At 38.8% G+C, this 25,339-nt stretch carries 21 protein-coding genes; 1 reads left to right on the plus strand and 20 read right to left on the minus strand.

Annotation, left to right across the window (positions count from 1 at the left end; all coding sequences use genetic code 11):
- Nucleotides 1-314 precede the first annotated feature (314 nt).
- The 18 genes from RUH74_RS11820 to RUH74_RS11905 all read right to left on the minus strand — a co-directional run bounded on the left by RUH74_RS11820 (nucleotide 315) and on the right by RUH74_RS11905 (nucleotide 22,304).
- Complete coding sequence (locus RUH74_RS11820; protein ID WP_313800511.1) at nucleotides 315-1,118, minus strand: HAD family hydrolase; 804 nt, start codon at nucleotides 1,116-1,118, stop codon at nucleotides 315-317.
- Complete coding sequence (locus RUH74_RS11825) at nucleotides 1,115-2,233, minus strand: cysteine protease StiP family protein (protein WP_313800512.1); 1,119 nt, start codon at nucleotides 2,231-2,233, stop codon at nucleotides 1,115-1,117. The genes RUH74_RS11820 and RUH74_RS11825 overlap by 4 nt, the downstream gene beginning before the upstream one ends.
- Nucleotides 2,226-3,608 (minus strand): phosphoribosyltransferase family protein, encoded by a 1,383-nt coding sequence (locus tag RUH74_RS11830; protein ID WP_313800513.1) that lies wholly within the window; start codon nucleotides 3,606-3,608, stop codon nucleotides 2,226-2,228. The genes RUH74_RS11825 and RUH74_RS11830 overlap by 8 nt, the downstream gene beginning before the upstream one ends.
- Nucleotides 3,535-4,746: an HpcH/HpaI aldolase/citrate lyase family protein gene (locus RUH74_RS11835; RefSeq protein WP_313800514.1), complete on the minus strand. Its 1,212-nt coding sequence runs from the start codon at nucleotides 4,744-4,746 to the stop codon at nucleotides 3,535-3,537. Before RUH74_RS11835 ends, RUH74_RS11830 begins: the two co-directional genes overlap by 74 nt.
- 156 nt (nucleotides 4,747-4,902) lie before the next feature.
- Nucleotides 4,903-5,676: a TerC family protein gene (locus RUH74_RS11840; RefSeq protein WP_313800515.1), complete on the minus strand. Its 774-nt coding sequence runs from the start codon at nucleotides 5,674-5,676 to the stop codon at nucleotides 4,903-4,905.
- 76 nt (nucleotides 5,677-5,752) lie between these two features.
- On the minus strand, nucleotides 5,753-6,334 hold the full coding sequence (locus RUH74_RS11845; protein ID WP_313800516.1) for a TerD family protein: 582 nt from the start codon (nucleotides 6,332-6,334) through the stop codon (nucleotides 5,753-5,755).
- Nucleotides 6,335-6,424: 90 nt separating this feature from the next.
- On the minus strand, nucleotides 6,425-7,030 hold the full coding sequence (locus tag RUH74_RS11850) for a YpjP family protein (protein ID WP_313800517.1): 606 nt from the start codon (nucleotides 7,028-7,030) through the stop codon (nucleotides 6,425-6,427).
- Nucleotides 7,031-7,498: 468 nt separating this feature from the next.
- On the minus strand, nucleotides 7,499-8,272 hold the full coding sequence (locus RUH74_RS11855) for a class I SAM-dependent methyltransferase (RefSeq protein WP_313800518.1): 774 nt from the start codon (nucleotides 8,270-8,272) through the stop codon (nucleotides 7,499-7,501).
- Between the two features lie 262 nt (nucleotides 8,273-8,534).
- Nucleotides 8,535-8,972: a BrxA/BrxB family bacilliredoxin gene (locus RUH74_RS11860; protein WP_313800519.1), complete on the minus strand. Its 438-nt coding sequence runs from the start codon at nucleotides 8,970-8,972 to the stop codon at nucleotides 8,535-8,537.
- 75 nt (nucleotides 8,973-9,047) lie between these two features.
- Nucleotides 9,048-10,760, minus strand: a complete 1,713-nt coding sequence (ilvD, locus tag RUH74_RS11865) for a dihydroxy-acid dehydratase (RefSeq protein ID WP_313800520.1) — start codon at nucleotides 10,758-10,760, stop codon at nucleotides 9,048-9,050.
- Between the two features lie 210 nt (nucleotides 10,761-10,970).
- The gene (locus RUH74_RS11870) at nucleotides 10,971-12,098 is read right to left on the minus strand and encodes a conserved virulence factor C family protein (protein WP_313800521.1); all 1,128 of its coding nucleotides are present in this window, start codon (nucleotides 12,096-12,098) and stop codon (nucleotides 10,971-10,973) included.
- Nucleotides 12,099-12,227: 129 nt separating this feature from the next.
- A complete protein-coding gene (locus tag RUH74_RS11875) occupies nucleotides 12,228-14,108 on the minus strand; it encodes an ABC-F family ATP-binding cassette domain-containing protein (RefSeq protein WP_313800522.1) in 1,881 nt (626 codons plus the stop codon).
- Nucleotides 14,105-14,755 (minus strand): HD domain-containing protein, encoded by a 651-nt coding sequence (locus RUH74_RS11880; protein ID WP_313800569.1) that lies wholly within the window; start codon nucleotides 14,753-14,755, stop codon nucleotides 14,105-14,107. The genes RUH74_RS11875 and RUH74_RS11880 overlap by 4 nt, the downstream gene beginning before the upstream one ends.
- A gap of 221 nt (nucleotides 14,756-14,976) precedes the next feature.
- Entirely contained in the window at nucleotides 14,977-15,825 is an 849-nt protein-coding gene (locus RUH74_RS11885) for a DegV family protein (protein ID WP_313800523.1), read from the minus strand.
- 95 nt (nucleotides 15,826-15,920) lie between these two features.
- Complete coding sequence (locus RUH74_RS11890) at nucleotides 15,921-16,775, minus strand: amidohydrolase family protein (protein WP_313800524.1); 855 nt, start codon at nucleotides 16,773-16,775, stop codon at nucleotides 15,921-15,923.
- A 10-nt stretch (nucleotides 16,776-16,785) separates the two neighbouring features.
- Nucleotides 16,786-19,851, minus strand: coding sequence for a GNAT family N-acetyltransferase (locus RUH74_RS11895; protein WP_313800525.1), 3,066 nt, complete (start codon nucleotides 19,849-19,851; stop codon nucleotides 16,786-16,788).
- A gap of 229 nt (nucleotides 19,852-20,080) precedes the next feature.
- Entirely contained in the window at nucleotides 20,081-20,602 is a 522-nt protein-coding gene (locus tag RUH74_RS11900) for a hypothetical protein (protein WP_313800526.1), read from the minus strand.
- A gap of 13 nt (nucleotides 20,603-20,615) precedes the next feature.
- Nucleotides 20,616-22,304 (minus strand): formate--tetrahydrofolate ligase, encoded by a 1,689-nt coding sequence (locus RUH74_RS11905; RefSeq protein ID WP_313800527.1) that lies wholly within the window; start codon nucleotides 22,302-22,304, stop codon nucleotides 20,616-20,618.
- Between the two features lie 174 nt (nucleotides 22,305-22,478).
- Here RUH74_RS11905 and metA point away from each other — a divergent pair, with 174 nt between their 5' ends.
- Nucleotides 22,479-23,384: a homoserine O-acetyltransferase MetA gene (gene metA, locus RUH74_RS11910; protein WP_313800528.1), complete on the plus strand. Its 906-nt coding sequence runs from the start codon at nucleotides 22,479-22,481 to the stop codon at nucleotides 23,382-23,384.
- A gap of 466 nt (nucleotides 23,385-23,850) precedes the next feature.
- Here the strand turns inward: metA and RUH74_RS11915 are convergent, their stop codons facing one another.
- Nucleotides 23,851-24,543, minus strand: coding sequence for an AIM24 family protein (locus RUH74_RS11915; RefSeq protein WP_313800529.1), 693 nt, complete (start codon nucleotides 24,541-24,543; stop codon nucleotides 23,851-23,853).
- Between the two features lie 16 nt (nucleotides 24,544-24,559).
- A complete protein-coding gene (locus RUH74_RS11920; RefSeq protein ID WP_313800530.1) occupies nucleotides 24,560-25,243 on the minus strand; it encodes a class I SAM-dependent methyltransferase in 684 nt (227 codons plus the stop codon).
- Between the last annotated feature and the right edge of the window lie 96 nt (nucleotides 25,244-25,339).

Genomic DNA, 25,339 nt, shown 5'->3' on the forward strand with positions numbered 1-25,339 from the left:
TTGTCCTCCTTTCACCTTTCATCTTGTCCATGCATATAGATGAGTACTATGATTAGAAGGTGAGCAGCTATGAGGTTTTTATATAGAAGGGCGAAATACCGTATACATGAATCGGATACACAATTAGTAGAGGATGTTTTGAGTTCAGATATTTTTATTTTCATAGATTTGTTTTTTTGGTCATTGTTAATGACCCTACTCACATTATCCCTTCATTTTTCATTGTTTGGAGCATGTATCATCTTTATTTGTTCCTACATTTTTGGAACGTGTCTGCATTTCTTCTTAAGAAGATGGACGAGAAAACCGCAAAATTAAATACTTTTTTCTATTACTGCGCTTGAAATTCTATGTAAAATTTCTTCCCCAGCGAAAACACCTTTACAAGCAGTATATAAATAATTGGAATGACAGATCCCCTCATTTTTTAATTCACCATGGGAAGGCACGTATGCGTAATCACATATTTTCAGAAAATCATTGTCTAATATAGAGTCCCCTGCTCCGAAAACGGTATGGATCCCTTCCCGGTCTTTAATGAATTGAACCGCTTCCCCTTTACTAACAGGTTTCGGCATTACATACAGCTTTCTTCCTTGAATGGAAATTCTCCAGCCGCCAGTTTCGGCAATTTTACGGATATGCTCCTCCGTTTCTATACCTAATGCATCCTCAAGAATATAATAAAAGAATAGCGTTTCAACCTTTTTTATCGTGCCTCTTATTGGCAGTTCGTTTATTTTTTCAATCATCTTCTGAATGGAAACACATTCATTTTCCAGTCGCTTTTGAACGGATTCTCTCCATTCCTGAAGGGGAAGCCCATTATAAATGATCGTTGCTCCATTTGATGTGACAGCATATTTTAAAGGGATCGAATGAGCAAAAATAAACACTCTTTCATATTGTTCATACGTTCTCGTTGTAACAGGTATAAATAAAAGAGAATCGGCTATTTCCTTTAATAAATGATATGCTCTGTTTGACATGAAAGCTACTTCTTGTGCATTCTTTCGCTCAACAGCCATTAGATCACTTACCGTATGCTGCTTAAAGTCGGCTAATGCTCGGTTGGAATAGATAAGAGTGCGGTCTAAATCTGATGCAAACATCATCATTGTCTTTCACTGACCTTTTTTATTAATCCGCAGCATGTATAGCTCATGTTTGGATAATGAACAATTTCTACGTCTCTCTCTTTAGCTAGCAGCAAGATATGCCGAACAAATGGACTGCCTGGGTCTTTCATTAATATCTTCCATGGAATTCTACGGAGCAGCACTCTCGTTGTTTCTCCAACACCCGGCTTTACAAAATGAGTAGATTCAATTCCAAATTCCTTTGCCATTCGTAATACTTCATCCATCCCTTTAAAAGTACCATCCATTTGATTATCTACTAACCGTTCAAATGCCTCAAATGCCTCTTGCTGGATCACAGGAAATTCTTGTGAAACAATATCAATATACTCATTTGAAACATCTGCATCTATTAAATTCTCATAATACTTTGCCCCATGAAAATCATCTGGTCCGATCAATTGATCATTTAATACTGTTCTGCTGACTAAGCCTGAAACAGTTGAATTTAAGCATGCGCTTGGAATGAGAAAGTCTTCCCTTGTTCCATAAAGACTTGTACATTGTCCCGGATCAGCTAAAACTGCCAGCGTATCATCGAGAACCATTCCGTACCTCTTTTCAAATGCCTTGCAAGCTTTTGTTAATTCTATCGATATTGCACCTTTTCCAGTCCATCCATCAACGAATTGAAGTTTTTTTCCAGGGTGATTCTTAAGAATATGATGAATCGCATTTTCATCGATTCCCTTATCCCGAATAATCGAGATGCTGTAATGCGGAAGATCTGTTCGATATTTTAATTGAATATATCGTTTAATAAGAATTCCGACTGGTGTCCCTGCACGGGCTAAAGAAACAAGAACAGTATTTTGTCCTTTTTGGTGAAAAATTTGCTCAGCAACGATCCCTGCACATAATGCAACCTTCTGCTTGTACTCTGCAAGTGTTTCCCTAAAAACTTGCATGTAATGGTCAGGAGGCTGATATTCAATTGGCAAAGTCTCACTATAATGCTGTCCAGACTGAATATTCTTCTCGCGATCCTCAGTAGTGCCTTCAAGCTCGTAGCTGCTCAAATCCTTTAATAAAAAAATAACATCGTTCTTATCATATGAACCAAACTGGCGTTTTGTGTCTAGTATTTTACTCATTTAAACAACTCCCATTATAGAAAACTACTTTTATATCAGGAATATTTGTTTTTTTAAGCTCATTTAGCATAGGCTGCAGCCTTCCCATTGAAACGGCTCTTTCAAAAAATACAAATAACTGATCATATTCATTTGGGGGGATATTGTAAACAAAATGCTGTACTCTCCAATCTTCAGGGTTTGGAAAGGTAATCCCATACTGCGCACCATAATCTTCTCGATTTTCTATATAGATCGGGCTGCGAGTTGTTGACTGATAGCTGACCTCTTGTCCCATATAGGAAGCAAGCTTCATTGGCACATACATAAATTCACCAGTCCCAAGACAGAGAACTTTCTTTCCCGTTCGAAGTGATGCTAAAAATTGACCCGCTTCTTTTAACGATTGATCGATCCTCTTGTTAAAAGCGGCGCTTATCCCAAAGCGACCCGTTTCATTTGAGAATGGAATATGATTTATTTCACCATCTTGAGAAATAGAAGGATAATTAATGGATGTTAATTCATAAGAAAATCGTCCATTTAGATTTATAGTAGACACTGCTGCCGTACAACATATACTTTCTGTTTCTTCAGCTAATTGTTCGCCACTCTTTAGAGCACCTGATAATTGTATGTTCCCTTTGAGCAAACTAACAGATTGAATGGTAACTCCTAGCTCTTGTTCAAGATTTTTATACAATTGCATATGTTCTTCCGAACGCCAATCCAAAATGGAGACAACTGTATACATCTTTCTTGGAAACCTTGCATGAATGGAGCGAATAATATTAATATTTGTTTTTCCTGTTGTCATTTCATCATCGACAAGAATAATTTCACGATCGTTATTTAAAATCGATTCATCTACATAGCAGCGATGAGATGTCGCATGTGAGTGCTCTTCCTCAAAAGTAAAAACCGGGGCGATCCCCATTAATTCTTCCCTTGTTGTATGAAAGAAATCGGCCTGTTTAAAAGAATGGTAGAATGCATGTCCAAGTGCAGTGGCAGTTTCAGCAAAGCCAATGATCACAGGATTCACTCGATCATCAATAAATGGTTCATCTACATAGTATTTTGAATCATTTAAGAAAGAGAAAAGCAATTCTTCCCTGCATCCTGTCTCAATCCCTTTCACACTTTCCATATAGCGGTTTGCCAGTAATGCACCCGTTAGTAGCCCCATTCTAGGATTGATCGGAATATGCTTTCCCAATACTTTACTAACAAATAGAAACGACCGTTTCTTATTCATTCTTGCGGCCATCTGAAAAAGATCATCTGGTGTTAGACCATAAGGATTTTCTGTAATTTGGACATCAACTGTTAACTGGTTCAGGACTGGAAGTGTTAATTTCATTGGTAAGCAGGTCAATGTATGTGTATTCTTCATTTAGCACCCCGTATATTTCTGACTTCAAAAGTACTTTTTTCGCCCAATAAAAATGCGGCTTTATTTCATTCATTTTATTTTGGAACGCGCTTTTCATTACCCCGATTTCCCCATTCGCTTGGCTGACAATGCTTTTCGCATCTAAATACTCTTCATATGTCACTGTATTTAATGCCTGAACCGGACGAATATGTGTCGGGTGAATAATTGTCTTTCCTGTTAATCCATTCGTAATATCCATAAGGATTTCCCTAATAAGGCCATCCATATGCTTGTCAATTAGCTTCGACCTTAAATCTATTCCATCCTGTCCGAAGCGCTCACGGAAAGGGGTTTGTCTTAATTGCGGCTTGAGCATTCTTTCCTTCGAAGAAAAATACTCCCATACAGGACCTGAGATAACATACGGATGGTCAGATCGTAAAAATACATTGATAATATCTGATATACAATCCCTGATAACGGCAATATCATAAACGGTCGTATCTGAATTCCTCCTGATACCATAAAGACCACAAAAATCAGTTGCGCCAATACGAATATTTAAAATATAATCCTCATACTGATCAACAAGAGTTTTAATAGATAGAAGCTCATCTAGCCTCGTTTCTTTTTCAATTACTTTTTTTGTTTCTAAAATAGGTAAAGCATATAGTTTATGACCTCTATCATTCAGTAGTTTAATTTCTTGTAAAATTGGTTTGCAGTGCTTTGGAGAGAATTTTGGGATAACAATGCCGGTTAGCAGGTTGAGTCCTTTCTGTATTTGCTTTTTTAACCGTATGAATTGACCAATATCCCTTATCCGAATAAAAATTAATGGAAGGTCATCCTCATTCAGCAGACCTTTCTCCATTTCTTCACTAAGGTTATTCAGTTCCTCAATAAGACGGGTCTCAGCTACCTGTACTTCTTCATCCCCAATCGCATCCTCTAAATCAATAACCATTGAAGTCAGTCCAGCATGTTTCTTCGATAGTAAATCTTGATGAATGTTTGGCCGGGTCGCCGGCATATAAAGAGTCGCTCCAAGTGCATAAGCAAGAACTTCCCTTTGAGAATTTTTCGAGAAATGATAAGGTTTTTTATAGAAAATTCGGTCATATTCTTCTTCATGAAGATCTGAAAATAATCTCATCCCACTAACTCCGTTTCAAAAAATAAATTGGTCATTGATTATACATGATAAAAGATAGGAAAGCGTAAAATTTTTCACACTTCCCACAAAAAGGTAAAAAGAAAGGGAGCGGACAATTGTCTGTTCCCTTTAGGTATATCAAATATACATCTTGTTTTATTCTCCGCTTGTTGCTGTTTTCTTTTTATTTATGAAGTGGATAATGAAAGTAGCTGCAAATACAACAAGTAATAGGATGAAGAAATACACATGTTCAATATGGATGCCGAAAACACCCAATAGCATTTTAATAGAAATAATCAAGATCAGAACATACGCAGAAGTTTCCAGTTCTGGTACTGCATCAATTAATTTTAAGAAGACACCTGCAACCCCACGCATCATTAATACGCCAAGCATACCTCCAAGTAACAAGACCCATACTTCTTGGCTGATCCCAAAGGCTGCAAGAACACTATCAACAGAAAAAGCGATATCCATAAGCTCAACAGCCGCAACGGTTCCCCAAAATGTTCCAAATAGTCGAATGAGGAGGCCGCCTTTGTTGATTCCTTGCACCTCTTCCTCATCTTCACTATCTGCTTCTTTTTTCTTATCAATGAAATATTTAATTGCAAGCCATGCAAGGTATCCTGCGCCTAATACTTTTACCCACCAAAGCTCGATTAGGAAGACACCAATTCCAATCGCGATAAAACGGAAAATATAAGCACCTAGTAATCCATAAAACAATGCTTTTTTCCGCTGTTTCTCTGGTAAATGCTTCACCATAACGGCAAGAACGAGTGCATTATCTGCTGATAAAAGTCCTTCCATGATAACAAGTGTTCCAATTAATCCCCAGCTTACTGGATTTGTTAAAACCTCTACCCACATTTCCCAATTAAAAAATTGGGCATAGGTATTTAATATACCTTCTAAAATCGCCATCCTTGTATGTTCCTCCTGGTTATATATCTATGATTTTTAGGTTGAAAAGACCAAATTATTTTTGCCTTTCAACAATTTAGCCGATTTGCAATCCGAAATCTTTCGCGAGTGCAGCAAGACCACCTTGGTAGCCGCTTCCAATTGCACTGAATTTCCATTCTGCATTGTGTCGGTATAATTCACCAACAACAATGGCTGTTTCAATAGAGAAATCTTCTCCTAAATCATAGCGAATTAGTTCTTCTCCAGAATCTTCACTCATAATTCGGACGTATGAATTTGAAACTTGGCCAAAGTTTTGATTGCGAGCTTCCCCTTCGTGTATTGTAATTGTGAACGTAATACGTTGAATATCGGCGGGAACATTTGCTAAGTCAACCTTTACTTGCTCATCGTCTCCTTCACCTTCACCCGTACGGTTGTCTCCTGTATGTACTACCGAACCATTTCCGCCATTTGTATTATTATAAAATACGAAGTCCCTATCAGATGTTACCTTCCCATTATCCCCCAAAAGGAAAACGGATGAATCAAGATCAAAATCATGTCCGCCATCATATTTATTAACATCCCAACCAACACCTACTACTACTTTTGTTAGCCCTGGATTTGCTTTTGTTAAATCTACCTTTTGTCCTTTTGATAAGCTAACTGCCATTGTTTTTACCTCCATTTAATAGAATACTTTTTAATACGCTGGGTGTTCAAAAAGGTTTCAAAAAAATATAAAAAAATCCCTTGCCAAAATTTAACTCATCCATTTTGGCGGGGTATTTTTATCCCAATAAATCGTTCCAAGCTCATGATGTGTCTGGAATTGATCATGATACGTATGGTAATGAAAATTAAACCAATAGCCTTGCTGAGGCGGCTGGTCTCTTCTAACATGAAAACGAATAATGTCTTCATTTGTTGCTTCATTTTTAATATGAAATATCTTCTCTGATTGGCCGCCGCCCGGACGTTCAGTCACTGCTAAATTAATCAGTTCCTCTTCAGGATACTGTTCAGCCACGTTTTGAATAGCTTTTTCAATATTAGGGAGTACCATTTCAGAAAATTCGTTTGCAATAACTGGTTTTATTTTTGGTCCGAACTTTGCATATGACTGATTCTCTGCTTCATGTATCATTTTCCTTATAAACTCTTCTTTATTAATATGCCCAATTTCTTCGGAACTAGAAGACAGCGCATTTACTGAACTGCTTTCCTCATTTGTAGGTTCAACAATGTCCCTTTTAGGGTTCTTATCTGTACTGGAATTATCATAAAATATAGCATGTGAAGGGGTAACTAGTCCAAATGTTAAGATAGTTACCATGACAACGAACGATTTACGAAGCCAATTTGGCATGATTTCAGTCTCTCCCTTCCATTTTTACTATTATTCTTGTCGAATTTTTTCAATTATAAAAATAGTAATCTCTCTCACTCTATTATTATACTTTGTTCTACAGAAAAATGGAAAAATCAGATTAACTTTTCGCAAAAAAATATAATCTATGAATAGATATTTTTATTTGGGGAATAGTAAGAAAAAAATGCCATATATCTAAATTAAACCAGATAGAAAGGAGACTCCCTTCATGGACTGGAATGTACTCATCGTTATTATTTCATTTATCATGCTTGGTTACTTTGTTTATTTAGCTATTGCAGAATAAGCACGATGGAATACGGACAGATTCTCTATTCCGTTTTTTATCGTCTCGAAAATATAATATAGAACGTTGTGGATACCGTATGTCAGGTTGTCTGCATCCAGCTCCAGCGCCTATCGCCTATCAAACTTCAGGCCATGACCAAGGCGCTTGTGCTTTTTTTATTTTTCAATGACCCCATAATGAAATTTTGCTGTTTTTCTCTTATGCTCATGAAAATTGAATCTTTCAAACCGAGAACTTAGGTAATGATCTTTTAGAACAACCCTCTCCTTAGCTACTCTCTTGGCTTCTTTAATCAGTTGGTCAGTCAAATCCTCGTATATAGCAAAACGTTTTAATGCTTTTATGCCATCCGATTCAAGAGTATTGTCCTCAAACATCGGATCAAAGTATACACAGTCATAGGATTGGTCAGGAATACTCTTTAAGAATGGCAAGGATAATTTATTTATTACTCGTATTCTTTTCATAGCCAGATCCAATTCCGAGATCCCAGACGTCCATGAATGCAGCCCGTTTTTCACGATATACCCTAAATACGGATTCCCTTCTATACCGGTCACTTTTCCTTTCTTTCCAACGATAAAGCTCGCAACAATGCTGTCAGACGCAAGCCCTAACGTACAGTCAAGAAGTGTTTTGCCCGCATATAGGCCAGCTGCATCCACAAACGGATCATTCTCCCCCTTCATCAGTCGCTTCACCCTAAACATGGCAGAATTAGGATGGAAAAAGAAAGGTTCTGAATCTTCCATCGGATAGAGCTCAAGCCTCTCTTTCCCTACAACGATACAATCTTCCTCCTCAACTTGCTGAATCAATTGAACAGAACGCTTCTTTCTTTGAACAAATCGGCCACCTAAATCTTGAGCCACTTTGATTGCTGCCCTGGTCATTTCTTCATTTGTTCTGCCTGCTGTCGTAATAATCATAGTAATGTTTTCTCCTTTTCCTTCGCATTACGAAAAAACCAAAGGACGTCATCAGACATCCTTTGGTTCAAAGACAAGAAAGTATAACTTTAGAGTTAGAGAATTGCCTAGCGCAAGCATCCTATTGCCTATCAACTTCAGGCCACCTCCGCAACGATTGCGCCATCATCGGTTCACTCTCGCTCACCGTATTTCCTTTATCGAAGAACCTGTCCTTCCAGATTGCACGGCGGTGACCAGGGCGCATGCGCTTTTCTTATTCTCATTCATTATGTGCTTCAAATGCAGCAAGCAAGTTTTCCATAATAGCTTCCATCGGATGATCTTCAATATCATGACGGTGGATAAAATGGACGACTTCCTTCCCTTTTAATAAAGCCATAGACGGAGAAGATGGCTCATAACCAACGAAGTACTCTCTCATTTTCGCAGTAGCTTCTTTATCTTGCCCTGCAAATACAGTGACTAAATGATCTGGTTTCTTTTCTGTTCTTAAAACAGCTTGCGTTGCTGCTGGACGTGCAAGTCCTGCTGCACAGCCGCAGACAGAGTTAACAACGACAAGCGTCGTACCCTCAGCTTTTTCCATAAATTCTTCTACTTCGTCTGCAGTGAGTAATTCATTAAATCCTGCATTCACAAGCTCTTGTCTCATCGGTTGGACCATTTGCTTCATATATTCCTCATATGCCATAGACATATTCAATCAGCCTCCATTACAACATTGGTATTGTAAGCATACTATAATCTATGGCTATTTTGCAAAAGGAAGCGATTAAACATTCTGTTTTGTTTTCTCTTCTGCTTCTTCAAAGTAATCTGTCACCGCACCTCTCGATGCACAGGAAACAAGTCTCGCATATTTTGCCAAGGTTCCTCTAGAGAGTAAAGGAGGAGCCATCCAGTTTTCTTTTCTTCTAGCAAGTTCTTCCTCAGTTAAATCAACAGATAGTTCCTGAGACTCGCTATCAATTGTTATTAAATCTCCATTCTCGATTAATGCAATCGGTCCGCCAACTTGTGCTTCTGGCGCAATATGACCAATTACAAACCCATGTGACCCCCCAGAGAAACGGCCATCCGTTAATAAAGCAACGCTTTCTCCTAATCCTTTTCCTACTAAAATCCCTGAAATCGATAGCATTTCCGGCATGCCCGGTCCGCCCTTTGGTCCTTCATAACGGATAACGAGCACATCTCCAGCATGAATCTCACCGTTCATAACTGCAGCAGTGGCTGATTCCTCATCATCAAAAACTTTTGCTGGACCAGTCATGCGCGTTACTTTTAATCCCGAAACTTTAGCAACCGCCCCAGATGGTGCAAGATTCCCCTTAAGAACAACTAACGGTCCATTTTCTCTTAATGGCTTGTGAAGCGGGTAGATAACCTTTTGACCTTCGTTTAAATCAGCAGCACCTGCAAGGTTTTCAGCTAAAGTCTTGCCTGTAACCGTCAAGCAATCCCCATGAAGCAAGCCTTCTCTTAATAGCAGCTTCATGACTGCTTGTACCCCGCCAACTTCGAAGAGATCCTGCATCACATATTTGCCGCTCGGTTTTAAATCAGCAATATGCGGAACGGTTTTCTGCAATCGGTTGAAATCATCCAGCGACAGATCAACCTCTGCCGCATGGGCAATCGCCATTAAATGAAGAATCGCATTTGTTGAGCCGCCAAGTGCCATTACGACTGTTATTGCGTTTTCAAACGCTTTTTTCGTTAGAATATCACGCGGGCGAATATCATTTTCTAGCAGTTTATAAACTGCTTTACCAGCTTTTACGCAATCATTTCGCTTTTCATCTGTTTCGGCTGGATTCGATGAGCTGCCTGGTAAGCTCATCCCAAGTGCTTCTATGGCACTTGCCATCGTGTTTGCCGTATACATTCCGCCACAAGAGCCTGAACCTGGACAAGCATGGCATTCAATTTTTGTTAGCTCATCTTTATTGATTGCGCCCCCATTGAATTGCCCAACTCCCTCAAAGACGGAAACGATGTCGATGTCTTTGTCATGCAGCTTCCCAGGTTTAATCGTGCCACCATAAACGAAAACAGCAGGCAAGTTCATTCTTGCAATTGCCATCATACAGCCTGGCATGTTTTTGTCACAGCCCCCGATTGCTACAAATCCATCCAATGATTCACCGCCTACAACCGTTTCAATTGAATCCGCAATTAAATCACGGCTAGGAAGGGAATACCGCATTCCCTCGGTCCCCATTGAAATTCCGTCTGAAACTGTAATGGTATTAAAAATTAATGGGGCACCCCCAGCCTCCCTTGCTCCTTTCTTTGCTTGTACCGCCAGTTCATCAATATGTATATTACATGGTGTTACCTCACTCCAAGTGCTCGCAATTCCGATCATTGGCTTTTGAAAATCCTCATCTGTAAATCCTACCGCCCGGAGCATTGCCCGGTTAGGCGCTCTTTTCTCATCATCACTGATTACATGACTGCGAATTCTTAAATCTTTCGACATCGATGATTCCCCCCAAAAATAATTTCTTTCCAATATAGTCCTTTTTCGTTTGAATTGCAATAATTTTCATAAAATTATTTTATTTTTAAAATAAGAAAGACGCTATGCTGCATTTTGAGCGATAGCGCCTATTCGTTAGATAAAAGTGTAGATATTCAAATTTAAGTTCAGTTTTTGCAAGATTATTTATTTTATCACAAAAAATAGCGCTTATTTCTTTCTAGATTCCGTCATTTGCTTCCAAACGGAGCCTTTTGCTTCCTCTCCTTGCTCAATTCTTTCAATCGCAAGCTTAATTTGCATGCTTACCTCAAATTCAGAGTCATTTTCTGCTGCTTTTAATGCAGGGATGGCATCATCATCTCCTACTTCATAGAGGAACATCGCCGCCCGCCAGCGCACTAGCTTGCTCGTATCCTTCAAAGCCTCTATCATGGCAGGCATCGCTTCTTTAAAGCCAAGATCTGATAAGCAATCACCGGCTGTTCTTCTTACAGTAACCGTCTTATCCTTCAAAGCTTTATATAACAATGGGAGAACTTTTGGATCTTCAATCATGCCTAAGTATACGGTTGCCAGTCTTCTTATTGATGCTTTTTCATCTTCTAATGCTTTTGCTAAAACAGGTAAATCCTCAAGTTCTGGATCATCCATTTGTTCAAGTTTTTGATAGCGATCCCGCCAATCCGATTGATCTAAATCCTCAAGTGTAAGTTTCAGAAGCTGCCTGCTTTGTTTCTCCTGTTTATGATCTGGATTGATTGCCTGATCTATAAGCAGTTGTAATCTGCTTTCAGGATAGGCTGCAATTAATTCTTCAACTACATCATGACCAATTTGTTCAAAGTCGCCATACCGAACGCCAACCTCAACCCATTTTCGAACTAAAACCACGTTATCTCCTTCAAGCTGGGCTGCTGCCAATGCCTTCATAAAGGCTTCAGGCAATCCGAAGCGCCGTTCCTCAATCCCATCAGTCAGTTTCACTTGCATTGGAATGTTTTTATACTTTTGGACAAACACTTTGATTTCACCAAAGTGTTCATTGACTGCGGAATGACTTTCATTTGCTGTCTCCGCGTCTTCGCCGAAAGCATTTCTCACTTGTGGCAGAAGATCCTTCCAATCATATTTTGCATTTCTTTCTACTGCTAAGAAATCCGCTACATGGTAAACACCCTTCACCCCTTCTATTTCAAGAATATCTTGAATAACTTTAGGTGCATCTTCCCGATTTTCTTTTTTATAATTATTGCTTTTTCCCATTGGCAGCTCTTCATTCAAAATAACCTTCATCGTATTTGGACTTGGAGTTGGCTCAATTGCATTTATCTTCACAGTTTTTCACCCTTTACAATATTGTCACAGTAATAACTAAAATCATTTTAACATAATAGATGTTTTGAATCATAAGATGCGCTTCCAGTATAAAAATAGCCTGCCCATAAAGGGCAGGCTACGGAAAATTCATTGCTCAGCTATTTCTGAAAGATAGCTCCATCTCTCAATCAAATGTTCCAATTGTTCATTTAGAGCGGCTTCTTCCTCCATCAACGCTCTTGCTTTTTCGAAATCACTGCCTGTATTGTTCATTTCTGCAGCAATTTCCTCAAGCCGTGTTTCTGTATTTGCTATATTATCTTCAATTCCTTCCCATTCTCGCTGTTCGTTATAGCTTAGCTTTTTTTTCTTTGGTTTTTCCTGTTCTTTCTTTGCAGGGGCAGTGGTCTTTATTTGCACGATAGGTTTTTCATTTTCTTTTTCAAGATATTCGCTGTAATTGCCAAAGAACGAGTCAATTTGTCCCTGCCCTTGCAAGACAAGGAGCTGATCAGCCACCTTATCTAGGAAATAGCGATCATGAGATACAGTAATGACTACTCCAGGGAAATCTTCAAGATAATCCTCAAGCACAGTCAATGTTTGTGTATCCAGATTATTTGTTGGTTCATCAAACAGGAGAACATTTGGTTCTGTCATTAATATTTTTAATAAATACAGGCGGCGCTGCTCCCCGCCTGAAAGCTTACGGATCGGGGTTCCATGCGTAAAGGAAGGAAATAAAAAGCGTTCAAGCATTTGGGCAGCGGAAATCGTTTTCCCGTCTGAGGTTTCAACAACCTGTGCAGTTTCCTTCAAATACTCAATCATCCGCTTATTCTCATCCATATCTTCGCTTTCTTGTGTGTAGTAAGCGATCTTCACTGTCTGACCGATGATTCGTTCTCCAGAATCTAATGGGATTTTTCCAGCAAGAATATTTAGAAGAGTAGACTTTCCTGTTCCGTTTTTTCCAATTATGCCGATTCGATCTCCTGGCTTCACTAGGAGACTGAATGAATTTAAAATGATCTGATCCTCATATTTCTTCGAGGCATCCTTTAATTCAAAAACTTGCTTCCCAAGCCGGCTGGCGTTTAATGACATATCCAGCTTTTCTGATTGTTTCACAGATGCAAGCTGATCATCTAATTGATCGAAGCGCTGGATTCGCGCTTTTTGTTTTGTCGTTCTTGCTTTCGCACCTCTGCGAATCCACTCTAGCTCTCTTCGATAGAGATTTTTTCTTTTTTCAATCGTTGCCGCCTCGTTTTCTTCACGGATTGCTTTTGCTTCAAGGAAGGCACCGTAGTTTCCTTTATAGCTATACAAGTTCCCACCATCCAGTTCAAACATCCGATTGGTTACACGGTCAAGGAAATAACGATCATGGGTAACAAGTAAGAGGGCGCCTTGATAACGACCTAAGTATTCTTCAAGCCACTTAACGGATTCATAATCAAGATGGTTTGTCGGCTCATCAAGGATCAGCAAATCAGGTGACTGGATAAGCGATTGAGCAAGGGCGACTCTTTTCTTTTGTCCACCTGAAAGCTCCCCAATTTTTTTATCAAAACTTTCAATGCCCAGCTTCGTTAAAATCGATTTTGCATTTGTGCTTGCATCCCAAGCGTTCAAAGCATCCATTTTCTTTTGCTGCTCGAAAAGCTTCTCTTGTATCATTTGATTATCAGGTGTTTTATTTAATTCCAGCAGCGTCTCTTCATATTCTCGAAGCAAAACAAGAACTGGTGCATCCCCTGCAAATACCTGTGCCAAAACAGTTAATTCAGGATTTAAATCCGGCTGCTGGGCTGAGTAGGCGATTGTGTAGTCTTTTGGAGAAATAATTTCACCCATGTCCGGAAGATCTACGCCAGCAACTATCTTTAATAAGGAGGACTTACCTGTTCCATTTACACCGATAAGTCCTACCCTGTCCTTTTCAGAAATCGTAAAGGAAATATCATTAAAAAGTTCTTTTTCACCATATGTTTTTGTAACATGTTCAACTGAAAGCATTTTCATATCTGACCATTCCATTCTCTATAAAATTGCTCAAGAAATTGCTCCATAAATTGATGCCGGCTCGAAGCCATTTCCCTAGCTGTATCCGTATTAAGGAGATCTTTTAGCTTTAGCAGCTTCTCATAAAAGTGATGGATTGTTGATGACTTTCCAATGCGGTATTCTTTTTCAGTCATTTCTTCTCTAACTTTAATCAATGGATCGTAAAGAAGATGACCTTTTTTTCCACCGTAAGCGAAGGTCCGTCCAATCCCAATCGCTCCTATTGCATCTAATCGGTCTGCATCCTGAACAATTTCGGCTTCCACACTTAATAATTCCGCTTTTCTTCCGCCTTTAAAAGAGATGGAATGTATGATTTCAACAATTTTCTCTTGAGAATCTTTTTCGAGTGTCAATAATTCGAGGAAATCCATTAGTTTCTTTTCGCCAGCTTTTTTCGATTCGTTCAGCTTTTCATCAGGAATATCATGCAACAGTGCTGCCATTTCAATAATAAATCGGTCTCCCTTGTTTTCTTTTTCCGCTATATATAAAGCATTTTTTCTTACGCGTTCTATATGATACCAATCATGTCCGGTACTGTCTTCTCCAAGTACTTCTTTCACAAAACTTTCCGTTTTATTAATCATTTCTTTTTTCATTATAAGCACCATCCTTTTTCAGTCCAGATTTATTTTACCATGAAGAGAAGGACTGTAAGAAAAATAAGCAAAAGAAAAAGTGCTTTATCAGCACCTTTTACATTTTTCTGCGAAAACAACTAATTTATCTTCGAAATTTATATTATATCTACGAAATTCAGTGATATATCTACGAAAATCTAAATCTATCGATTTTTCGACAAAACTACGAGTAATTTTCCATCTTAATCCAACCCATTAAACCAATTGATCCCCAATGTATTTTCTCCAGCATGTACCCCGATTGCGGCACCGAGTGGATAGTGCCCAAATTTAATAGCAGGAAATTCCTGTACGAGTTCCTCCTTCCACTTTAGCGCTTCCTCCTCATGTAATCCATATAAAATGTATGCTTCCTTCAATGGCTTTTTTTCATGAGCATGACGGAGAAGCTGAATAATTTTATCCTTCGCCTTTCGTTCACTTCTTGTTTTTTCTTTCACACTCAAAGCACCATCTTCAATAGAAATTATCGGCTTTACATTGAGCATACTTCCAAGGAAGAATTGCACCCCCGACATTCTTCCGCTTCTATGCAGCTGTTCTAAGCTGCCTATCAATACGTACGTTTCACTTGTATCACTTAACTCTTCTAACTTGCGTTTGATCTCACCTGGTTCAAAACCTGAATCTGCCAGCTCCAATCCTTTTTTCAAAATTCTTGTTAGTGGGTAAGTTAATATTTTTGAATCAATGGTTAGAACTGGGATATCAACCAGCTGTGCAGCCTGCTCGCTTGAAGAGACGGTTCCACTTAATTTACTTGAAAGCAACACGGCAATAACAATCTCGTATTTCTCTTTCATTCGCTCAAATAATTCATGAAACGCGCCAATCGATGGCTGCGATGTTTTCGGTGGAGTTTTTAACGTTTTCAATTTTTCATAGAGCTCAGATGGTGTAATATCTACTCCTTCTGTATACTCCTTTTCATCAAGTAAAATCGTAATTGGAATGGGATACACATGAGGGTGGTTGATTAATTCCTCATCAATAAATGCTGTACTATCTATAACCCATGCGATTTTTGTCAAAATCTTTACCTCTTTTCTGTTTAATTAATATGTATGAATCGCTATTTAAACATCTGGAGACTGGCGAAAAAATGCCAGTCTCCAGCATATATTGCTTATGATAAAAACGGCTTAATCTTTGGGAATACCTTTATTGCAGTATTGTAAAAAACATCCTCATGATACTGTTCAGGTATTAGCGCTTTAATAAATTGAATGTATGGACCAATTGGTGCCAGCGGCCAATCCGTACCGAAAAGCAGCTTATCATATGAATCAGAAAAAACAAGTGCATGCCTTAAATGATCTAAAAACCTGCTTTCACTATGTTTTTTCAATTCCTTTTCTGTTCCAACGATTAATCCCGAAAGGTCTGCATACACATTGGAGTTTTTATATATAAGCTCAGCTCCTGTAAGTGTCCATGGATCACCAAAATGAGCCATCATAAACTTTATCTTGCGATGCTTCACTGCTACCTCATCAATCGTTAATGGATGTGCATATTTCAACAGGCCTCTTTCTGAATACGTATCTCCTGTATGGAATACAATAGGCAGCTGATATTTTTGCGCTAGTGCATAAACAGGCTCGTAAACCTCATCATACGCATAAAAAGGGTAATAGCCTAAATAAATTTTAATCCCAACAGCACGTGGATTTTGAATTTCAAGCTCGAGCTTTTCAAATGTCCGTTCATTTAAATCATAAGGATTGATCCCGGGACAATAGACCATTTTTTCTGGAATGGCGCGAGCCAGGTCAATCCCCATCGGTGTTGCTGCATCATAATCTGGAAAGCCCATTCCACTCGTTTCCGTTACCCCCATCGCTATGCTTAAAGCAACATTTGCCTCGTTATATTCCTTTACAAATCCATCGAAAGAATAGTCGACAAATGAAAGCTCTTTAGCAGTTTGGTGAAAGGATTGGATGTTCGAAAAATGGACATGTGCATCGATAATCTTCATATTGTCTCCTTTAAAATACAATCCGCCTTAGATTTATAAGGGTCGATTTCGAAATCTCTCGTTGATCAAATAAGATATACCCCGGTTTTGTTGTTTCCTTTATTTCCTGGGTGAGAATGATTTCGAACGCATCTTTATTCATATATCCTTCAAAGATATCATTTTCTTCTCCCTCAATATGATAAAGTTTTTCTCTTCTTTTTTCTGAGGAGATAAAGCTTACATTTTTCATATTTATGCCTTGTTCTTCTATCCCTACATTTATTTTTTTGTCGTTGAAATTAGAAATGACAGATAAATCCTTTAAAGACTCTCCAGTTAGAAAAAGGTCCGTTTCCAATGTCTCTGACAACAATGACTTGCCGCCAGATTCAACAATTTTAACAAAGTAGGCAAGAACTGGCACACCAGGAAGGAGAGCAAAATACTGTGTATATTGGAGTCCCTTCCAGATCGGATGATTGTTTATTTTCGTGTGCAGGGCAATAGTCCTCCACTGATTCCCATGCTTATCTTCAATATCCATAAATTCAGCTGTTGTGTATTCTTTCATTAAAGAAAACGTATTTAGCTGTGCAGGGGATGTTTTCATTCCGCCTGCCCAAGGATTCCACCATCCCTTTGCGACTTTCTCAGGAAAGGAAGTATCAAACCATTCATTCTCATGATAGACGAGTGAATATAAGCCTGGATAAAATTCTGGTGCCGCTTTGATACGAATAATGCCATTATCTAAAATATAGGAATTGATGCCTTGTCCTGCTTCAGTATAGGCTTCCACTTTCCCTCTCGGAACAATTATTAATTGATTTAAGTTTGTTGTTGTACTATCACTTTGTATGTTCCCCGTTACTATCGAGATTGGCTGAGCATCAATTACCGGGATCAAAGCTTGATATGTTGTTCTCTCATCCGCTGATGAAATTTGCGCAGATAGTTTCGATTCGCCATTTATGAACAGCTCAATAGGTCCGTTAATGAAACTTGTACGTGAGGTCTGAAGTTCTAAAGCTAGCTGATCTGTGTACACAACTGGATTATTATTCTCTAATTTTAATGATTTTTCGCTAATAGATTGGGAATGCTCCACATTCGACAGCTTATTTGCAAATGCCTTTTGCTCTTGCCATGTTCGAAACGCTCCAATAGATAAATAACATGGTTCCAGTCGTTTACACTCATTTGGCTGTATGGGCCCAAGTTCAAACTCTAAGTAAAATTGCCAGCCTTCGAAATTCGCCTTACATTCTGTTGGCCAGCATAAACCAATCGGCTCTCCATGATCCTCTGTAAAATACCAATTCCCTGTTAAACAATGAGAATGAATATCGCCGAAATCGACAGCTTTAATTTCAGAGAACTCAATGACATCTTTTTCAAGCGGGAAATACGCATGACTTTTCTCGTGATAGAGTGATTGATTTAAGTAAAGCTGGTGGATCGTTTCTTTGCTGTCATTCTCCACCTCAACCCACTTCTTCACAATTCCATCCCCATAGAGGGCTGTATAGAGAGTGAGAGTGACTCCAGTAAATTCAGTAGAGTGAAAGACCATTTTAAAGATCATCGCAGCATCATTGAAATACCACTTCACCGCTACCGGTTTTTGCTTAGAAAATTCTGTTGAATAAGGCTTGCCGAGCTTGGGCACAAAAAATGCAAATGGCTGGTTCATTTGTTGATTTCTTCCAGCAGTTATTAAATAATCTCGTTTTCGTATATTCACTTGGTAGCCGCCATTATAAATATGCCAAAAATCCTTCGTTTCCCCGCCAAATTTTTCACCAAAGCCTTTCAGAGCAATTCCAACTAAGTTATTTTCGAAGGTATACTCTGAACCATTCTCTATTTTTGCTGTAATTGCTATATGAGGCTGGTAATAACCTAATTTCTTCACAACCAATGGAGTCGCAACAAGTTTTCTTTCATTTGCTTCTAAAGAAACAGAGAAAATTCTCTTTTCTAATTCGACATGTTCATCCCGGGAAAAAACTATTTCAAAAACAGCATCTTGCTTTAGACTGTTTTCTACTTCTAGCTCAATCACTTTTTTCTCGCCTAGGAAGCTCAAATTCCCATCCGTTTTTACATTCAGCTTAGCTGGCTGTTTTGGTTTCACACCAAGCCTTAATTCACATTCTTCGCCGTTAATTGATACATTTACAGAGAAAAACGGGTGTGTTTTCCACTCACTTGGTTCTTCCCCTGTTTTAAAAATCACTTGATCTGTGAGCACTGCCCGCTTCTCTACTAATAGTTCATCCTTAAAAGCAGACACCGTACGCTCATGATCGTTCCCGTCGACTTTTAGCATGACTGGATTAGCCGTTTTGTTTACGAATAGCAATTCAACTTTTTGGGGCATTTCTTCGATTACTTCATGGTCAGCCATTTTTAGCTCGAGAAGATAATCATCTGTTTCAATGAGGCTAATTCCCCTTCCACTACGTTCAAACCTAACACGTACATTCTTCTGTTGATCTTTCCATTCGTATTCATAAAAGGTAAAGCCATTTTCCTTCAATCCGTCCGGTTTAACTTCTATTTCTCTTATACTTGCATCATACCAATCTATTTTTGCAAAAACTGGCTTTAATAGGGGGGTATTGATAACCGCTGGAATAAAGTTCATCAAATGGGTTGTATCATCGCGATCCTCCCAAAAAAATCCGCATTTCTTATACAGAGGTACAGCTTTTACATTCCCCGGCCATGTGTAGAGGTCAACCCTTGGCCAGCCAAGCTCAATTGTTTTTTCAACCGCTTTCATAACAAGCATTTTACCGATCTTCTTGCCGTGATAATCAGGTCTGACATTTAGCAACGGGATGTACAAGGAGCCTACATCCTCCTTATATTCAGACAAGCTGCAATAGCCCACAATCTCTTCCCCATCAATAGCTAAATATAAAGCAATATTCCCTGCATTCGCTTCCTTTGTTTTGACCGATTCCTCCGTATGAACCCTTGTATCCCCACCCCAGCTGTCACGGCTAAGGTTCCACATTTTCGCAATTGCGAGTGCATATTCCTCCCGGTATTCCTCGATGATAATTGTATTCGTCATTCCGCTCATCCTTTTGTTCCTCCTTAACTAGGTTACTTCATTCCTTTTCCTATCGATACCCTTACCTTTTGTTTTCACTTTGCCCATTTCCTTCTCCTCCTTTAATTTATTTGAATGTTTTCCACATTCTTCTATATCGTAAAAGCTGTTCGTTTGAATGTAAAGATAATTTTGAATCTTCATCACTATTTATAAAAAAACTCTGCCTGATATCGTGTATAGACAGAGTTTTACATAGTTATATTATTGTTCTTAATTTTTCTAAACTAACAATCATGTACTCAACCATGGTTAGAATATCATCCATTTGATCTTCGTAAACTAAGCGGTTAAATAAAATAATTGTCTCATTCTTTATCGTATTTCCCTCATCAAAAGGATTAAAACAGGCAGACTGACTAATTGTCCGTTCCGGACCCCAAATATTTTTAAGACATCTTTCAATCGCTTGAAAGTATGAGCGTTCATTCGGATGTATAAAAGAAAACTTCACAAACAGTTGACACCCTGAAAGAAACTCCGAATGAGCAGTTGGCAAAAGCTCTGCGGCCAAATTCTCTAATCCTGCCTCCATAATAAATGTGCAAACAACACTGTTGTCCGCTTGTGAAGTAAATGAAACTTCATATTTTCGAGAAAGCTTTGCTGTGTTCAAAAAATCATTTCGATCAATAATTTTGATCCCACCGGATAAATCCTCATCATATATCGCACCATCAACAACGACCTTCATATTTTCAAATGCAGTTGGATCAAACATTCAAGAAAACCTATTAAAATAATCCAATAGCATTGCCGTTTTCATCCACATCCATCCTTAGTGCTGCTGGCAATTTAGGCAAGCCGGGCATTGTCATAACATCTCCAGTTAGAGCAACGATGAATCCAGCTCCAATGGAAGGCTTAAATTCGCGAATCGTAATGGTAAATCCTGTTGGCCGGCCAAGCTTTGTCGGGTCGTCAGATAAAGAATACTGCGTTTTAGCCATACAGATTGGTAAGTGGCTCCAGCCAAAGCTATCGAAATCCTTGAGCTGTTTTTTCGCTTTTGATGAGAATTCGACTTTTTCTGCTCCATAAACCTTTTGGGCAATCATAAGAATTTTATTTTCTAGTGAATCGGAAAGATCATATAACGGCTGGAAGTTTGACTTTTTCTTATCAATCACCTCAAGCAGCTTGTTTGCGAGATCCACTCCGCCTTCCCCGCCTTTTTCCCAAACTTCAGTTAAAGATACAGGAATATTTCCTTGGTCGCAAAGATCCATTAATGTGCGAACCTCCTGGTCTGTATCTGTAATGAACTTATTAACAGCAACAACAAATGGCAAGCCGAAGCTTTCAATTGTTTCAATATGCTTCTTTAAGTTGGCAAATCCTATTGAAAGAGCTTGTACATCTTCTCGGCCAAGCTCGGTTTTCGGGACGCCACCATGCATTTTTAATGCACGAATGGTTGCAACAATGACAACCGCTTCTGGTTTAATCCCTGCACTTCTAGCTTTAATATGGAGGAACTTTTCCGCTCCTAAATCAGCGCCGAAGCCGCCTTCAGTTACAACAAAATCAGCAAGCTTTGAAGCTGTTTTTGTAGCAATAACACTGTTACATCCATGGGCAATATTTGCAAATGGACCTCCATGAATGAATGCAGGCGTGTGTTCAATGGTTTGTACTAAGTTCGGTTTAACTGCCTCTTTTAACAGCATGGTTAATGCCCCTTGAACACCTAGATCTTCTACTGTAACAGGCTGCTTATTGTAGTTGTAAGCAATGACCATTTGGCCAAGACGCTTTTTCAAATCTTGAAGATCGGTTGATAAACATAATACGGCCATAATTTCGGAAGCTACCGTAATATCGAAACCGTCTTCACGAGGAACCCCTTGCATTGGTCCGCCTAAGCCGATGACTACCTTTCTTAATGCACGATCGTTCATATCAAGGGCACGCTTCCATACTATCCGGCGCTGATCAATTCCAAGTTCGTTTCCCTGCTGAAAATGATTATCAATGAAAGCTGCAAGTGCATTATTGGCAGTCGTTATCGCATGAAGGTCTCCTGTGAAATGTAAATTAATATCCTCCATCGGCAGAACTTGCGAGTATCCCCCACCTGTTGCACCGCCTTTCACACCCATCGTTGGTCCAAGTGATGGTTCACGCATAGCAATAATTGCTTTCTTGCCGATTTTCGTAAAGGCATCTCCTAATCCAACGGTTACGGTTGATTTTCCTTCTCCAGCTGGTGTCGGATTAATTGAAGTTACAAGGATAATTTTCCCGCTCTTTTTTGTTTCAAGCTTTTTCAAAGCTTCTGTTGATAATTTTGCTTTATATTTTCCAAATAATTCGAGATCATCCTCATGAAGGCCGATTTTTTCTGCGACCTCCGTAATTGGTTTCATAAATGATTGTTGAGCGATTTCAATGTCTGATTTAACAACAGGTTTTACATTCATAAATATCCCCCTAAGCATTCAATTATTGAAAACGTTTTCCCTACTTCTACATTGTACCATTCCATCCCATATTAGTAGATAGTCAATTTTGTGATTTTTTAAACATATGATTGCGGCAAGGATTAATCGTCTTTATAATGAATTTAATTGAATTTTCTAAAAGGGGATGATGAATTGCCAATAAAAATTCCAAAGCTGCTTCCAGCAAGAGAAATATTAGAAAAAGAAAATATATTCGTTATGGATGAGGATCGTGCATTAACACAAGATATTCGCCCGCTCAATATCCTTATCTTAAATTTAATGCCGGAGAAGGAGAAGACTGAGGCACATCTATTAAGACTGTTAGGAAATACCCCTCTGCAAGTAAATATCTCGTTTCTGAAAGCAGCTTCTCATGAATCGAAAAATACAAGCTCACTGCATTTAGATCAATTCTACACAACCTTCGCTGAGATAAAGCAACGGAAATATGATGGAATGATCATCACTGGAGCACCGATCGAACTGCTTAAATTTGAAGAGGTGGATTATTGGAAAGAGCTTACCGAAATTATGGATTGGACGAAAAACAATGTAACATCGACTCTTCATATTTGCTGGGGGGCGCAAGCAGCGTTGTATCATCACTTCGGCATAATGAAATATGAACTTCCGCAAAAATGCACAGGTGTTTTCTGGCACCATATTGACGACAGGTCAGAAAAACTATTAAGAGGGTTTGATGATGTCTATTTAGCCCCTCATTCAAGAAACACAGATATTTTTATCGAGCAGCTGAAAGCGAATCCAACTGTCAAATTACTTTCTTCTTCTGAAGAAGCAGGCCCATTTATAATGAGTGCGAATGATGGCAAGCAAATAATGATCACTGGGCATTTAGAATATGAAGCTAGTACATTAGCAGAAGAATATAGACGAGATTTGGAAAAAGGACTAAACATTCTTCCACAGCATTATTTTCCGAATGATGATCCTACGAAAAAGCCTTCGAATAAATGGCGATCACACGCCCACCTTTTATTCTCGAATTGGCTGAATTATTACGTATACCAAGAAACGCCGTTTGAATGGGATTAAGACCCCGAAAAAAAGCTAGAAAAACTGCTAAATTAGTTTACAACAAAGGTTAACTATTAAAATTGTTTTGGAACACACGTCATTTCACTTTAGAAATCTCGTGTGTTTTTTATTTGGATATAATATTGGAGATTAACTATACAAAGGTATCCAGATGAGTGAAAATAATTAAGGTTAATGCTAGCGGGGTTCAAGACCTATGTTGACACGAGATAAGGAAGGAAAAGAACGCGAAAGCAATTCGGACTCGTTTACTCTTGAAAAATTGCTAGGCGGTCAATTCTTAGTGTGCTAGCAGGATTGCTTATAACTAGCTACTCAAAACAAAAAAATGGCTCATTGCAGACTATGAGCCATTCTATAACTATATAATTCTCCGTTTTCTTTAGTAGACGGTTCCTGCTTTAAGGTTTATACCCAATAACTGGCCTTAACTTTCATGGACCAGACTGCTGCGATTAACCATTTATGATTGTTCGGAATAATATACTTCCTCAAATGGCTGGACAACAACAAATCCATTCCCGGAGAATTTCATTTGTACAGATTCGCCGCTGCCTCTTCCTAGGAAGGTTTTAAAAGAGATATCTGTCACGAATTCAGGCTGCAGATTTCCAGACCATGCGACAGTAGCATTTGGATCTGTAAACACCGGGTTGTCTGGTGTAACTAGCAGAGTAAGCGGTTCATAGTGGGATGTGATGGCAATCATCCCTCTTCCCTCAAGACGCACGTTAAATAATCCGCCAGAAAGCATGCCAGCCACCTTTCTCATAAGCTTAATATCCCAATTAATCGATGGTTCAAAAGCAAGTAAGTCATTGCCATTAACAAATATGGATTCTCCCTGCAGATTTAAGATCGATATTTTTTTCCCTTGGTCGGCAACATAAAGCTTTCCATTGCCTGTTGCTTTCATTAATGCTGTTCCTTCGCCTGTTAATGCTTTTTTAAATAATTTTCCTAAGCCGTGTTCGAGAATACCTTCTCGTTCAAATTTAATATTTCCACGGTAAGAAATCATCGCGCCAGCTTTTGTCCATATTTGGTTCGTTAAATTGATTTCAAGAATCCGCGGAGATTCTAGTTCAAATAGCCCTTCTCCTTTATCTTGCTGCTGTGTTTGATTTACAAAATCTCCAATCGAATAACGACTCATCTTATTCCAACCTTTCTTATTTATTATTTCTTAGCATGGAAACCCACATAAATGAGAGGGCTTGCCTTAGTTCTGTAGATAATGATCCAATAGGCATCTGGTCTGTCCCCCGCTTATATACCCCTAAGCTATCAACATTTCCCCAGCCATTTTCTTCAGCAAGCTTAACTAATTCCCATGGCATCATCGTATTGCAAATTACTTTTTCATTATATAGACGTCGGTAACTATTTATTCTAGGGGCTGCAGTAGGACCAAGTATGCCAATACAAGCAAATCCCCCAGGCCTCACAATCCGCTGAATTTCCTTTAACACCTTAAGCGGATCTTCTGTCCATTCAAGTGAATTAATGGCTAATATCGCATCAAAAGAGTCTTTCTCAAAGGGCAAATTTGACATATCTCCCTTAATAAATCGAGCTGTATTCCCTTCATTTGTTCCTCTCGCTTTATGTATCATTTCCTCTGAAACATCCATCCCGGTTACTAAATAACCTAATTCTGCCAGTTTAAAGGATCCATACCCATCTCCACAGCCAAGATCACAAACCACTCCATTAGGCGCTACATGCTTTGCGAAAAACGGAGCGATCTCTTTCCGGCTTCCTGATTCCCACATTTCCTTACTCATTGAATTCCAACCAGATGAACGCTCATCCCATTGTTTTTCTGCTTCTTCACTCCAATTAAATTCGCTCATTCTATCCCTCGCTTTTCTTTCACCATTAATAATACGTGTACTCGCCTAGAAAGTTTCAGGTTATATATTTTCGCCAAGAAAAGTCAATATCCCTTT

It is taken from the genome of Cytobacillus sp., assembly GCF_032154635.1.
GTDB lineage: Bacteria > Bacillota > Bacilli > Bacillales > Cytobacillaceae > Cytobacillus.